The organism is Arthrobacter sp. efr-133-TYG-104 (assembly GCF_030208915.1).
Taxonomy (GTDB): domain Bacteria; phylum Actinomycetota; class Actinomycetes; order Actinomycetales; family Micrococcaceae; genus Arthrobacter.
Genome location: NZ_JARVTA010000004.1, coordinates 40,130 through 53,046, shown reverse-complemented (window position 1 = coordinate 53,046; position 12,917 = coordinate 40,130). Strand labels below are relative to the sequence as shown.

Here is a 12,917-nt window from a genome sequence, read left to right as displayed (position 1 = left end):
CCGTCGCTGCGGTCTGTCACGTAGCAGGGCTCCCTGTCCTAGCCAAGGAGCCCTGCCGTTAAACCGTAACCGCTACTTGCTTAGCGGACAGAATCCAGGGCTGCGCCCGGAACGGTCGGTACAGCGGAAGGCACCTGGGTGGGTACGGCCGGAACAGCGGGGGTCGCTGGGACGGCGGGTACAGCCGGAACGGCCGGGGTTGCCGGCACGGCAGGTACAGCGGACTTCACTGTAGTACCGGTAGCGGCGTCACCCTGCACGCTGGCGTCGGCCTTCAGGCCAGCTGCCTTGCCTGCAGTAACGACGGCCTTGCAGTGTGCGTCAACCTTGGTGTCGCCGCCCGCGGCAACAACCAAGGACTGGTAGCCAGGGACCTTGGTGTCGGCCTTCAGGCCGCCGTTCAGGAACGCGGTGCAAAGACCGAATGACTCGGGGGACGTGGCATCTTTGACGACGTCAGTCGCCTTGGCCTGGACGCCTGCGGCGGTGTTAGTCGCGTCAGTCGCCTTGCCCTTCGCGGCATCGGCGGCAGCGGTTGCGCGTGCTTCGGCACTTTCGACGGCGCCTGCCACGCGGGTCTTGGCGTCAGCCCCGGCGTCGGCTGCTTCTGCGGTCTTGGCGTCTACGGCGGACTTGGCAGCAACCGGTGCGGGAGCGCCGACGAGGTTGTGCGCGCCCTGCTGGATCTCAGTGGGAAGAGCACCGTTGAAAGCGGCGACGCCGGTTCCACCGGCAGCTACGGCTCCGACGGCCAGGACGCCCGCGGCGACTTTGCTGGTGGCGATAACAGTGAACAAGGACATGAAACCCTCCGACATACGGTGTGGATTGCCCCGGCAGCGATGGATCCGCTACCGGATGATCAGGTGCGGACGTGGCCCGCACACCCCTTACATCGTTCTTGGGTGCCATGAGGTTACGCGGTGTCGAAAATTCTTTTTCGTCCTGATCTCACGCCAGCCTCCGGGCCTGCTCAATGAGCCGGAGCACCGCAACCGAGTCGGCCGGATCCACGGGTACCGGACGCGCCGAGGTGATGCCGCCGTCGTTGAGCTTCTCGGCGAGTAACCGGTAAAACTCCGGATAGGCGCCGCGCTCCGTGGGTATGGTCCGCTGCTGCCCATCCACCTCGAGCGTGCCATGGTTTTCGGGAGGTTCGACGCCGTAGGCCGGGTGACTCGGCAACCCGCCCTTGCGGACAAACGGCTCCTGCGGGTCGCTGCCGAATTTCACGAACGCACCGCGGCTACCGAGCACCCGGAAGCGCGGTCCGTGCAGGTGGCTGTTGAGGTTGATGGTGACGTGGCTGATGACGCCGGACTCGTGCCGGAGGGTCAGGAAGACGTCGTCATCAGCATTTTCCTGCGGGCGGCGTGCCGCGATTTCCGCGTAGGTAACGGTTGCAGGCCCGAAGAATCGGAGCGCGAGATCCAGCACGTGCGTACCGAGATCGAACAGCACTCCCCCACCGTCCTCGGCTGTGGCACTGGCCTTCCACGCCTTGGCGATCTCCGGCGCCCACCGCTCCATGCCCGCCTCGAACCTGGTCACTTCACCCAGGGTGCCGGCGTCGAGCAGTTTCTGCACCGTGAGGGCGTCGCCGTCCCAACGGCGGTTTTGATAGACGGTGAGGACGCGCCCCAGGCTGGCGGCGAGTCGGATGAGTTCCTCACCGTCGGCGCTGTGGACCACGAACGGCTTATCGACGACAACGCCCAGGCCGGCTTCCAGCGCCGCCTTCGCCAGCCGATGATGGGTTGCGGGCGGTGTGCCAAGGACGATCAGGTCCAGTTCGTCCGCGAGCGCCACGAGGTCCTGTGGGGCGTCCACGATCTTGGCGTTCGGGTACCGTTTGGCGGCGTGGGCCTGCCTTTCGGGGTCCGACGTTGCGATGGCCGTGAGCTCATAGGAAGGGTTGCCGGCAATGTAGGGCGCGTGGAAAACGCTGCCCGATAACCCGAAACCTGCGATCGCTGTGCGGATAGGCCTGGAAGTCATGTGCCAAGGCTAGTTCAGGACACTCCACCATGGGGCCCGCGCCACCGGGCGGCTACGACACGGCAAAGGCCGGGAACCCTGCACCACCGTGAGCGGAGCGCGGAGTTCCCGGCCTCCAGAAAGCCGGGTCGGTCAGTTAAGAGCTACTTCTTGGCGCCCTTTTCCCAACCCAGGGTTGTCCAGTCAGGTACGTCCGAGAGGCTCTTGAACAGCGACGGGCCATAGTTGGCCAAGCCCGTGTGCACGAACTGGATCTCGGGGCCGTTCAGGACGGTACCCATGGAGTAGTACTTCGCCATGTGCGCCTTCTCGATGTCCATGGCGGCCTTGTTGCGCTGGGCGTCATCGGCCATCCCGGCGACGCTCTTGATCTGCGCATCAAGCTGGGGATCGCCGAGGCCATTTTCGTTGGTGCTGGAATCGTAATACTGCTTCACCGCATCCGTTGCGTCGGCACCCACGGTGTAGCCGGAGATAGTGAGGTCAAAGTCGCGGGTACCCAGGACTTTGCCAAAATCGGCGTCGCCGCGCTGATCGATTCCAACGTCCATACCGGCAGCCTGGAGCTGCTTTTGGAGGGTCTGCGACGTTGCTCCGATGGTGGGATCATCACCGAAGTTGGTGATCTTGAAGGAGACCGGCACGCCGTTCTTGGCCATGACGCCCTTGTCGTTCGGTGCGTAGCCTGCGTCCGTCAGGACCTTCTTGGCTGCGTCAGCCCCGGTGTCCTTGACAGGGTAGTTGTCCTGGTAATACGGCGAGAACGGCATCAGCATCATGGAGCCGGAGCTCTGTTCGGACCAGTTCAGGCCGTTGAAGCGTACGTCGCGGATGGCCTTGCGGTCGACGGCGGTGAAGATCGCCTTACGCACGGCCACGTCCGACAATGCAGGGCGCTTGGCATTAAGGTTCAGGCCACCGGCGAACAAGCGCTGCCCGCGGCGGATGTCGGTGTTCTTGGTGCCTTCCAGCTGTTTGTAACGGCCCAAGGTGCGTCCGTCCACAGCGTCGATTTCGCCGTTTTTGAAGGCGGCGATGCTGGCGCTGGGTTCCATCTGGCGCCAGATGACCTTGTCCAGGACAGGCTTCTGGCCCCACCACTTCTCATTCGGAACCATGGTGACCGTCTTGGCAGTCGTGTCATAGTTCTCTACTTTGAACGGACCAGCCATCCACTCGGGGTGCATGTTGCCCGCAAAGCCCTTGTTGAAGATTTCGGCGGTGTTGATGGCCGGGTGGATCAGGCCGAAGAACAATGAAGTCAGTGGGTAGACCGGCTGGGTGGTGGTGACAATGACTTCCTTGTCATTGGCGCCTGCCTTTACCGAGTCCACGAAGGGGTAGTTTCCGGCGGTGACGATGTCAATGGACTTGTCGTCTCCGCGGAGCATCTTCCAGGTGTTGATGAAGGTCTTGGCATCAATCGGCGTGCCGTCATTCCAGGTCGCTTTGTCGTTGACCTTGATGGTGATGGTCTGCTTGCCGTCCTTGACCTCACTCTTGATGTCCTCGCAGAAGTCCTTGTTCGGCACGGCCTTGCCGTCGAAGTCAAGCTTCCAGCAGCCACCAATGCCACCGCTGCTGATCGAAGCCATGTTGACCGGGGTCAACAAGGCGGAGGTGTCAGCACTGTTTCCCACATTGGAATTGATGTTGAAATCCGGACCGATGCTGCTGACAGGAAGCGTCACCGTGCCGCCCTGTTCCAAGTCCTTGGGGTCCTTGGCGTTGATGCTGATCAGTTTGTTGATGTCACCGCCTGCCTGTTGGGCCTGTTGGGAGGCCGGCCCCGACGGCGTTCCCCCACCGCAGGCGGTCAGCGTCAGCGCAGCTGCGAGCGCCACGCCGCCGATCGTCGTGTACTTCTTCATGGTTTGCCCTTCATTTTTTACGACTGGAAATCTTTGCGAGTTGAGTTCAGGGTGTCATCTCTGCGTCATTTGTCGTCAGGCATGCACCACCAGCATGTCGGCATCTATCTCTCCATCCGGGAAGAAGCAGGCGAATTCTTGTCCGTATGCCTCTTCTGAAGCCAGTGGCGGCTCCAGAGTAAGGCACTTCTCCTGTTTCGCGGCGGGAAGCGCAGCAAACACCGGACAACGAGTCGCAAAGTTACAACCTCGCGGGGCGTCCAGGGGGCTGGGGAGGTCGCCCTGGAGGATGATCCGTTCACGGGTGCGTTCAAGGTTCGGGTCCGGTACCGGGATGGCCGACAACAATGCCCGGGTGTAAGGGTGCCGCGGGTTGTCGAAGACCTCGTCCACGTCACCGGTCTCCACGATTTTGCCCAAATACATCACTGCCACCCGGTCAGAAATATGCCGCACTACAGACAGATCGTGGGCAACCATCAGGTAGCTCAGGCCCAGTTCGGCGCGGAGTTGGTCCAGCAGGTTGATGACGCCGGCCTGCACCGAAACGTCCAGGGCGGACACAGGTTCATCCAACACAACGAGCTTGGGGTTGACGGCGAGGGCGCGGGCGATCCCGATTCGTTGGCGCTGTCCGCCCGAGAACTGGTTGGGGAAGCGGTTAACGTGGTCCGGCTGCAGGCCAACCAGGCGCATTAGCTCCATGATCCGTTTCTTGATGGCAGCCTTGGGCATGCCAAGGTTTTCCAAAGGTTCGGCAAGGACTTCGTACACGGTGAAGCGAGGGTCCAGGGCGCCGGTGGGGTCCTGGAAGACCATCTGCATTTCCTTGCGCATGGCCATCTTGGTCTTGGAGTCCGTGGCCACCTTGTTGCTGACACCGCTGATGACCACCTCCCCTTGCTGGTCCGGGTGGAACTCCATGATCTCCAGCAGGGTGGTGGTTTTGCCGCAACCGGACTCGCCAACGATCGAGAGGCACTCCCCTTCGCGGATATCGAAGCTCAGCCCGTCCACGGCTTTTACCGTGCCGATCCGCCGCTTGATCAGGGCACCCTTGAGCAGCGGGAAGTGCTTCTTCACGTCTTTGAGTTCCAGGACTTTTTCGCGCTCGCCGCGGTCCACGCCGTCGAACTTTGATACTGGCTTGGCGGGCGCCCTGAAAATGTGGTGAGCGTCCGTTTCGCCGCCCAGTTCCTCAGCTTTGATGCAGGCGGCCCTATGGCTGGCGGCGGTCTTCGCATCGGTGCCGTTTGTGTTGGGCCTGTTTGCGAGGACACGCACGGACAAGAGCTCCGGCTCGCCGCCCAAGCAAGCGTCGCTGACGAGCGGGCAGCGCCCCGCGAAGGAGCAGCCGGTCACCGGAAGCGCCAAGTTGGGCGGTGCGCCTTCGATGGGAACCAACGACTGTTTGTTGGCGGTATCTACTCGGGGAACCGCTCCGAGCAGGCCCAAGGTATATGGCATCCGAGGGTTGTAGTAGATGTCCTCCACAGTGCCGGTTTCCACAGGCTTACCGGCATACATGACCATGATGTCATCGGCCATGCCCGCGACGACGCCCAGGTCATGCGTGATCATGACGACGGCGGCGCCGGTCTCCTCCTGTGCGGTGTGCAGGACTTCCAGCACCTGAGCCTGAATGGTGACGTCCAGCGCCGTCGTGGGTTCATCTGCGATGAGTATCCGCGGATCGTTGGCGATCGCGATGGCGATCATCACGCGCTGTCGCATGCCGCCGGAAAACTCGTGGGGGAAGGCCTTCAGCCGGTCCTTGGGGCTCGGGATGCCCACCATGCGCAAAAGTTCGACGGCGCGGGCTTCTTTGGCCTGTTTGCTCATGATGGGGTTGTGAACCGTGAGGGCTTCGACGATCTGGTTGCCCACCGTGTAGACCGGGGTCAAGGAGGACAGCGGGTCCTGGAACACCATGGCGATGTCGCTGCCCCGGTGTTTGCACATGGCCTTATCGCTGAGGCCCAGGAGTTCCTTTCCCCTGTACCGGACCGATCCAGTGATGTCCGCCGTCTCCGGAAGCAGCCCCATGATGGCCATGGACGTCACGGACTTCCCGGAACCGGATTCGCCCACGATGCCCAGGGTTTTACCGGGGAGGAGGTCGAAATCGACTCCACGGACTGCGTGGACCACACCGTTTTCCGTGTTGAAGCGCACGTTGAGGTCGCGGACGCTGAGGACGGCATCGCCGGGAGCGTAAAGTCCCACCTCACGGAGCCGCTCTGAAGGTGTTTGGGAGATATTGGTGCTCATTTGGTGGTCTTCTTTACTGTTCGTACTGCGGTCCGCTTGGCCCGGCCGATGGAACTGGAGCTGGGGTCGAACGCGTCACGGAGGCCGTCGTTCATCATGGCAAGCGAGCCGGTCAGCAGGAACATGACCGTCAGCGGAACCCAGAACATCCACGGAAACGAGGACACTTGCCCGGTGGCCTGGCCGATGAGGACGCCGAGGCTGACGTCAGGAAGTTTGATGCCAATACCGATGAAGGAAAACGCCACTTCGGCAAGGACCGCACCGGTGATGCCCCGGGTGAAGTCCAGGACCAGGAGGGAGCCGATGTTGGGAACCAGGTGCCGCCAGACGATGCGCCGGGATGGAACACCCATGTATTTGGCTGCCTTGACGTAGTCACGTTGCATGAGGGACATAGACAGGGAGCGCACCAAACGGGCAGTGCCCATCCAGCTGAAAAAGAGCAGCACAACAATCAGCAACAGCCAACTGGGGAGGTTCTTCAGCCCCCCGCTGCCGCTGGTTGCAACTGCGACCACCAAGATGGCTGGCATCATGATGAGCGCTTCGAGAATGAACAGCATGATCGCGTCCACTTTCCCGCCGAAGAACGCCATGGTGCAGCCGTACACCGCGGAGACCAGGACGGACACGCCGCCCACGATCAAGCCGATGAAGATGGAGATCCTGGTGCCTTCCACTATCAGCGCCAAGAGGTCGATTCCGGCCTGGGAGGTACCGAGGAAGTGGTCCGGGGAAGGACCCATGCCGATGTTGTAGGGATCGATCGTGTCCTTGTTCCACGGAGTCAGGAACCCGCCCACCAATGAAAAGAGGAACAAAGCAAGGAAAACGAACAATCCGGCGACGGCGGTTCGGTTACGCATGAACCGCCGGAAGATAATGCGGGACTTGGCGATGACCACGTCCTGGCCATCGGAGACGCGGGATTCGTCGATCTCTGCAATCGGATCAATGATGTTCGTCATTACTGGACCCTCACTCGTGGATCGACCAGCGTTGTGGCGAAGTCCGCCAGGATTGCACCGATGGCAAAGATCACCGAGCCGTAGGCCAGGGTTGCGGTAGCGACATTGACGTCCTGCAACCCGATGGACTGGATGCTCCAAAGACCAATGCCCGGCCATGCGAAGATCGCCTCAGCGAAGAAGCCACCGGTAAAGATCGCGGGGATGGTGAACGCGATGCTCTGCGCCACCGGGATAAAAGACACTCGCAGCGCATGACGACGGATGGCCTGGTTGCGGGTCAGGCCCTTCGCTCGCGCCGTTCGGACGAAGTCTGCGTTGACGTTGTCCAAAAGATACTGGCGCTGGGCGATCTGGTAGCCGGCCCAACCGAAAATCGTCATCGCGAAGGTGGGCACGGCGTAGTGGGCCACGAGGTCAACGAAAGCAGGCCACCCGGGGTCGATTCCCGGCGTCGAAATTCCTGTCACGAAGAAAATCCGCTGGCCGACTGCCTCATTGACGCTGATGGCGCCCAACTGGACCAGGAAGTAGGCGATCGGGGCGGGCAGGATGTGCACCAGATAGCTATAGGAGGTGATGACCCGGTCTTGGAACTTGTATTGCCGTGCCGCGGAGTACACGCCCAGGGCCACGCCGATGATCAGGGTCAGGATGATCGACGCAATGAACAGCCGGGTAGAGACCAGGACGCGGTCTCCGAATTCAGCATTAACTGATGCGCCATTCGGGCTACGGCCCCAGTCCCAGTGGGTCACGATGTTTCCGAGCCAATCCACGTAGCGTTCCCACGCGTTCTTGGCCGGATCCAAGCCGAGCCCCCGGAACGATGCCGCTACCTGCTCAGGGGTTGGCCGCGGAATTTTCTCCTGTTCGAGGACTGCCGGCTTCAGTGAGGACACCGCCAGGAAGTACCCGGCGCTGGTGGTTAGGAAGATCATGACCAGGTAGATTCCTGATCGCTTCATCAAGTACTTCAGCATGTCGGTCGGCTGCCTCGAATCAGGGCAAAATTCAAAAGCTCGTCCTTCCGCGGTACCCGGCTGTGGCCGGCTTCAGTTGCAGGGGCACACGGGTATGTGGGTGTCCCCCGCACCTCTTCAGCGACCACCAGCCTTGATATGGCATGGGTCACATTCAAGAGGAAACTACCACAATAACTGCTTCACGTTTTGCTTCACGGCGGCTTGAACCGCGCCTGCGGCCAGATTGTTATGCAGGGCAGCTCCGGGCTACCGCGGCTTCAGGAGGCGCGTCACGAGTTCGCGCCAGGAATCAGTGATGCGAGTCGGCGAGATTCCGTGGGTCCGCACGGCATTGATAATCCGTTCCGGATCCAACGCAGACATCAGCGACATCGCCATGACCCACGGGTCTGGCGCGCCGGCCTCCCGCAGCAGTAGCTCCACATGCCTGTGCGCAAGAACTGTCGCGGGGACTTCAAAGCGGTGGTGGGCAGAGGTTCCTGCAGCGCGTAACAGTTCCCCGTTCTCCAGGACGAAGTAGACGCGCCCCTCCCCGAAGGCGATGAGCCTCTCCGCAGGCGTAGCGCCCGGGCCCAGTGGCGGCGGCCCAAACATGAAGCCGCGCTGGAAGTCTGCCTCCGAGTCGCTGAGCAACGTCATCATCAGTCCCGCCCGGCTGCCGAAACGACGGAAAACAGTCCCTTTGCCCACCTTGGCCTTGCATGCGAGGGCGTCCATGGTCAAAGCCTCGGCTCCGAATTCCGCTACCAACTCGCGGGCGGCACAAAGAAGCCGCTCACGGTTCCGGGCAGCGTCGCTACGCTCCTGTGGCGCACCCGGGGATGCCTCCGGCTGGAATGGAATCGAGCTCACAAACTCATTCTAGCCCCCGGGAATATTAAGCGGACCATGGTCCGTTTATACTCAGTGAAGGCACCAAAGCCCCCGAACCGTAGGCCTACAGCATTCCTGTCAGACCAACAAAAGGAGACATCATGTCAAAGCACACCATCCTCGCCCTCGTCGGCAGCCTCCGCGCTGAGTCGCACAACAGGAAGCTCGCCGAAGCCATCCAGCTCAACGCCCCCGAGAACGTTGAAGTCCAGATCCACGACTCGTTGGGTAACATCCCCTTCTACAACGAAGACATCGACGTGGAGGGCCAAGTCCCAGCCGCGGCTGCCGCTCTTCGCGCCGCAGCCGCCGACGCCGACACTCTCCTCCTGGTCACGCCCGAGCACAACGGCACCATGCCTGCCTCCCTCAAGAACGCCATCGACTGGCTGTCGCGCCCGTACGGTGCCGGGGCCCTCGCCGGCAAGCCGACCGCCGTCGTCGGTACCGCATTTGGCCAGTTCGGGGGAGTCTGGGCCCAGGACGAGGCCCGCAAGGCAGTCGGGATCGCCGGCGCCAAGGTGCTTGAGGACGTCAAGCTGGCCATCCCGGGTTCCATGATCCGTTTCGCTGAACTGCACCCGAAGGACGACGCTGAGGTTGTCGAGCAGATCAAGGGCATCTTTGAGCCGCTGACCGCAGTTCAGGATGAAGAAGAAGAAGAAGTAGCCGCGTAACCCGGCTCCTGTCGACGCCCCCGTCCCGAGCCTGCCGTTTACACAGGCTCGGGCGGGGGCTTCGATTTTAAGCCGGCTTCGTCCGGCTGCATCCCTTAAAGGCCGTATTTGGGTCCTTGCTGAAACAGGCCATCCATCTCCGCATGGCTTCGGGTGCCCGCCAGGCCCGCCCAATTGCCGTCAGCCAGGATTTCGCTGGCCACCTTGGCTACTTTGGCGTAGGCGGCCTTGGCAGTATTGCCTCCGATACTCACCCGCCGAACACCGGCGTCGTGCAATTCCGCTGGCGACGGCGAGCCGACACCAGCCAATGCATTCAGGGGTGCCGCGATGCGGCTGGAGATCTGGTGCAGGACGTGCAAATCCACCACTCCGGGCACAAAGATGCCGTCCGCGCCGGCAGTGAGGTACGACTCGGCCCGCCGTAACGTCTCCTCGTAGGCCGCATCCGGGAAGCGTCCTGACAGATAGGTGTCCGTCCGTGCATTCACGAAAAGCGGGACCCCGCGTTCGTCAGCGGTTGCACGGATCACTGCGATTCGCCGTGATTGCTCGCTGACATCCGTGAGGGGGTCCTCCGCTGAGTCCTCTATATTGATTCCCACGGCCCCAGCGTCCAGCACGGCGTGAATGGTGGCTCGAAGTTCATCGTCGGTGCGGCCATAACCGGTTTCGATATCGGCAGTGACGGGCAGCCGGGTCGCATGTGCGATGCGGCCCAGGGCCGCCATGGCCAATCCCCACGGCACGTGATCACCATCCCGGTATCCCAAGCTCCACGACACCGCGGAGCTGGATGTAGCAATGGCCGACGCGCCCGCCTCTTGCACGACGCGGGCAGAAGCCGCGTCCCAAACATTCACAAGCACCAGGGGTTGAGGACCAGGATCGTGGAGCTTGCGGAACTGTTCGGCCTTGGTCACGGATCCCGAGTGCGTTGTCATAGCTACATTCCAGCCGTTAGGCATCGTGCCGTAAAGCTCTTGCCACGCTCCGGATGATTCTGAGCAACAAGTGTTGCCTCTTTAGCAACATTGAGGAGTATTCTTTCCGTGTGACCCACGAAACATTGGATGCCGGCACCACGCTGCCCGCTGAAGCCATCGACGCCATCGAGCGGGCCGCAACGGCCGCTCACCCGCATGAGGAACTCTTCTCTGCGCGGGCCGCCAACATCAAGCAGTCCGCTGTTCGGGACGTTTTCGATATTTCGATGCAACCGGGCCTTGTCTCCCTCGCAGGCGGAAACCCCTATCTCCAATCCTTGCCGCTGGAAAAGTTGGGCCAGACAGCTGCCAAGATCATCGCCGAGGAAGGCATGACCGCACTCCAGTACGGCGGAGGGCAGGGAACGGAGGAGTTACGGAGCCAGATCTGCACCATCATGGCCGCGGAAGGCATCACGAACGCCAGCCCGGAGAACATCGTCATCACCGCAGGCTCCCAGTCAGCCCAAGATGTAGCCACGAAGGTTTTCTGCAACCCGGGCGACGTCGTTCTGGTCGAGAACCCAACCTACGTTGGTGCTCTCAACACCTTTGAGGCCTACCAGGTGCAGGTTGAACCCGTCGAAATGGACGACGACGGCTTGGTCCCGGAGCTACTGGAGGCCCGGATCTCTGCGTTGCAAGCAGAGGGCAAAACCATCAAGTTCCTCTACACGATTCCCAACTTCAACAATCCCTCCGGGATCACGTTGGCTGAGGAACGCAGGCAGCAGATCGTGGACATATGCCGGAGGTCGAATATCATCGTCCTCGAAGACAACCCCTACGGGCTTCTTCGCTTTGACGGACAACCGCTTGCGCCCATGCGGGCAGCCAACCCGGACGACGTCATCTATCTGGGCTCCTTCTCCAAAATCTTCGCGCCAGGACTCCGCATCGGTTGGGCCTTGGTCCCGGCACACCTGCAACGACGCTTCTATCTGGCCTCCGAGGCAGTCACCCTCTGTCCTCCGCCATTGAACCAAATGCTTGTCTCGGCATATCTCCGCGAATACGACTGGGAAGGCCAAATCGAGACGTATCGCTCCCTCTACGCGGAGCGTTGCAAGGCCCTGCTCTCAGCGTTGGAAACCCACATGCCCGCCGGAGTGACGTGGACCAGGCCCGCAGGCGGATTCTTCGTGTGGGTCACCTTGCCCGAGGGTCTGGATACCTATCCCCTTTTGGGTAAGGCCATCGATGCCGGCGTCGTGTTCATCCCCGGGGCCGCTTTCTCGCCGGCGGATGGAGTATCGAACAAGCTCCGCTTGGCGTTCAGCGCCGTTCCGCCGGATACCATTGCCGAAGGGGTGCGTCGACTGGCCCCCATCCTGGCTGAAGCCATTGAAGCTACCAATGAAGGAGCAGCACAATGACCGGAGTTGTGATCGTCGGAGTAGACGGCAGCGAGACTGCCCTCAGAGCCGCGCATTCTGCCCAGCAGCTAGCCATAGCGCTGGGTGCCAAGCTCCACGTCGTGAGTGCTTTCGACAGCAACAAGACAGAAGTGGTTGAGATCGGAACGGACAAGTGGGTGGTGTCCGACGCCGCCGAAGCTGAGGCCGTGGCCCGAACAGTAGCCGAGCAACTCAAAGATGACAGGCTTGAGGTGACCTATGGTCCGGCCTACGGCAAGCCGGGCGAAGCCCTCGTCAAGGAGGCCGAAATTCTGCACGCCCAACTGATCGTGGTGGGAAATCGGCGCATGCAAGGACTTGGCCGCGTACTGGGAAGCGTGGCCAACACAGTGGCTCACACTGCCCCCTGCGACGTGTACATCGTGAAAACCGACGAAGCCTAAAGCGAGCAGGATCACGGTGCCGGGTGGGGATTCTCACCCGGCATTAGCGTCCCCTTGAGCCGGGCGCCCAAGGCAACCGTCATAAAATTGAGATGCCCCAAAGGTGCGAGCCGCCTCCATTTTTCGATCTCAGGGGATCCTCAATGCTTACTATGCAGCCGCGCCAACGCGTTGGGCACGACATCCTGCTTGCCCGTCACGGCAACAGCATCAGCACCATGCGCTTGGACCGCGCCAATGACCGGGTCATTGCAATGCTCGACGACGGCTCCTGGGACAGCGCACCGAACCTGATCTCCCCCAGCATTCAAATGCCGGAGACGATCCGGAGCATCCTTCGCAAAGACTGGCGCTTCCTGTCGGTGGTCTCCGTCGCCGTGCTGACCGTCGCCGCAGTGGCCTTGGGAGTCAGCGTGGAAATGGCCCAGCACATGTCAACAACGGAACTCCAGGCGCTCCTGGTCAACTACCCGGCGTACTAAG

Annotated in this window: 12 protein-coding genes; 4 read left to right on the top strand and 8 right to left on the bottom strand. The window is 61.7% G+C overall.

Annotated features, from left to right (window positions below; genetic code table 11):
• Window positions 1-80: 80 nt before the first annotated feature.
• From QRN04_RS04605 to QRN04_RS04575, 7 genes are all read right to left on the bottom strand, one after another.
• Complete coding sequence (locus tag QRN04_RS04605) at window positions 81-803, bottom strand: hypothetical protein (RefSeq protein ID WP_284974980.1); 723 nt, start codon at window positions 801-803, stop codon at window positions 81-83.
• A gap of 148 nt (window positions 804-951) precedes the next feature.
• Window positions 952-1,998 carry a Gfo/Idh/MocA family protein gene (locus QRN04_RS04600; protein ID WP_284974979.1) on the bottom strand — a complete coding sequence of 349 codons (1,047 nt, stop codon included), beginning with the start codon at window positions 1,996-1,998 and terminating at the stop codon, window positions 952-954.
• Window positions 1,999-2,141: 143 nt separating this feature from the next.
• On the bottom strand, window positions 2,142-3,869 hold the full coding sequence (locus QRN04_RS04595; protein WP_284974978.1) for an ABC transporter family substrate-binding protein: 1,728 nt from the start codon (window positions 3,867-3,869) through the stop codon (window positions 2,142-2,144).
• Between the two features lie 75 nt (window positions 3,870-3,944).
• A complete protein-coding gene (locus QRN04_RS04590; protein WP_284974977.1) occupies window positions 3,945-6,140 on the bottom strand; it encodes a dipeptide ABC transporter ATP-binding protein in 2,196 nt (731 codons plus the stop codon).
• Window positions 6,137-7,111, bottom strand: a complete 975-nt coding sequence (locus QRN04_RS04585) for an ABC transporter permease (RefSeq protein ID WP_284974976.1) — start codon at window positions 7,109-7,111, stop codon at window positions 6,137-6,139. Before QRN04_RS04585 ends, QRN04_RS04590 begins: the two co-directional genes overlap by 4 nt.
• Window positions 7,111-8,094, bottom strand: a complete 984-nt coding sequence (locus QRN04_RS04580) for an ABC transporter permease (RefSeq protein ID WP_284974975.1) — start codon at window positions 8,092-8,094, stop codon at window positions 7,111-7,113. Before QRN04_RS04580 ends, QRN04_RS04585 begins: the two co-directional genes overlap by 1 nt.
• Window positions 8,095-8,343: 249 nt before the next feature.
• The gene (locus QRN04_RS04575) at window positions 8,344-8,949 is read right to left on the bottom strand and encodes a TetR/AcrR family transcriptional regulator (protein WP_284974974.1); all 606 of its coding nucleotides are present in this window, start codon (window positions 8,947-8,949) and stop codon (window positions 8,344-8,346) included.
• A gap of 122 nt (window positions 8,950-9,071) precedes the next feature.
• On the opposite strand from QRN04_RS04575, the gene QRN04_RS04570 reads away from it, so the two are divergent.
• The gene (locus tag QRN04_RS04570; RefSeq protein ID WP_284974973.1) at window positions 9,072-9,647 is read left to right on the top strand and encodes an NAD(P)H-dependent oxidoreductase; all 576 of its coding nucleotides are present in this window, start codon (window positions 9,072-9,074) and stop codon (window positions 9,645-9,647) included.
• A gap of 95 nt (window positions 9,648-9,742) precedes the next feature.
• Here the strand turns inward: QRN04_RS04570 and QRN04_RS04565 are convergent, their stop codons facing one another.
• Window positions 9,743-10,591, bottom strand: a complete 849-nt coding sequence (locus QRN04_RS04565; protein ID WP_284974972.1) for an isocitrate lyase/PEP mutase family protein — start codon at window positions 10,589-10,591, stop codon at window positions 9,743-9,745.
• 110 nt (window positions 10,592-10,701) lie between these two features.
• Between QRN04_RS04565 and QRN04_RS04560 the strand changes: the two genes are divergently transcribed.
• The 3 genes from QRN04_RS04560 (at window position 10,702) to QRN04_RS04550 (ending at window position 12,916) form a co-directional block, all read left to right on the top strand.
• A complete protein-coding gene (locus QRN04_RS04560) occupies window positions 10,702-12,009 on the top strand; it encodes an aminotransferase-like domain-containing protein (protein ID WP_284974971.1) in 1,308 nt (435 codons plus the stop codon).
• Entirely contained in the window at window positions 12,006-12,434 is a 429-nt protein-coding gene (locus QRN04_RS04555; protein WP_284974970.1) for a universal stress protein, read from the top strand. The genes QRN04_RS04560 and QRN04_RS04555 overlap by 4 nt, the downstream gene beginning before the upstream one ends.
• Window positions 12,435-12,577: 143 nt before the next feature.
• Window positions 12,578-12,916 (top strand): hypothetical protein, encoded by a 339-nt coding sequence (locus QRN04_RS04550; protein WP_284974969.1) that lies wholly within the window; start codon window positions 12,578-12,580, stop codon window positions 12,914-12,916.
• Window position 12,917 lies beyond the last annotated feature (1 nt).

Bases quoted from the DNA above. Each gene is read 5' to 3' on its own strand.
- QRN04_RS04565 (WP_284974972.1), bottom strand. From the start codon at position 10,591: ATGACAACGCACTCGGGATCCGTGACCAAGGCCGAACAGTTCCGCAAG.
- QRN04_RS04605 (WP_284974980.1), bottom strand. From the start codon at position 803: ATGTCCTTGTTCACTGTTATCGCCACCAGCAAAGTCGCCGCGGGCGTC.
- QRN04_RS04570 (WP_284974973.1), top strand. From the start codon at position 9,072: ATGTCAAAGCACACCATCCTCGCCCTCGTCGGCAGCCTCCGCGCTGAG.
- QRN04_RS04555 (WP_284974970.1), top strand. From the start codon at position 12,006: ATGACCGGAGTTGTGATCGTCGGAGTAGACGGCAGCGAGACTGCCCTC.
- QRN04_RS04550 (WP_284974969.1), top strand. From the start codon at position 12,578: ATGCTTACTATGCAGCCGCGCCAACGCGTTGGGCACGACATCCTGCTT.
- QRN04_RS04590 (WP_284974977.1), bottom strand. From the start codon at position 6,140: ATGAGCACCAATATCTCCCAAACACCTTCAGAGCGGCTCCGTGAGGTG.
- QRN04_RS04580 (WP_284974975.1), bottom strand. From the start codon at position 8,094: ATGCTGAAGTACTTGATGAAGCGATCAGGAATCTACCTGGTCATGATC.
- QRN04_RS04600 (WP_284974979.1), bottom strand. From the start codon at position 1,998: ATGACTTCCAGGCCTATCCGCACAGCGATCGCAGGTTTCGGGTTATCG.
- QRN04_RS04585 (WP_284974976.1), bottom strand. From the start codon at position 7,111: ATGACGAACATCATTGATCCGATTGCAGAGATCGACGAATCCCGCGTC.
- QRN04_RS04595 (WP_284974978.1), bottom strand. From the start codon at position 3,869: ATGAAGAAGTACACGACGATCGGCGGCGTGGCGCTCGCAGCTGCGCTG.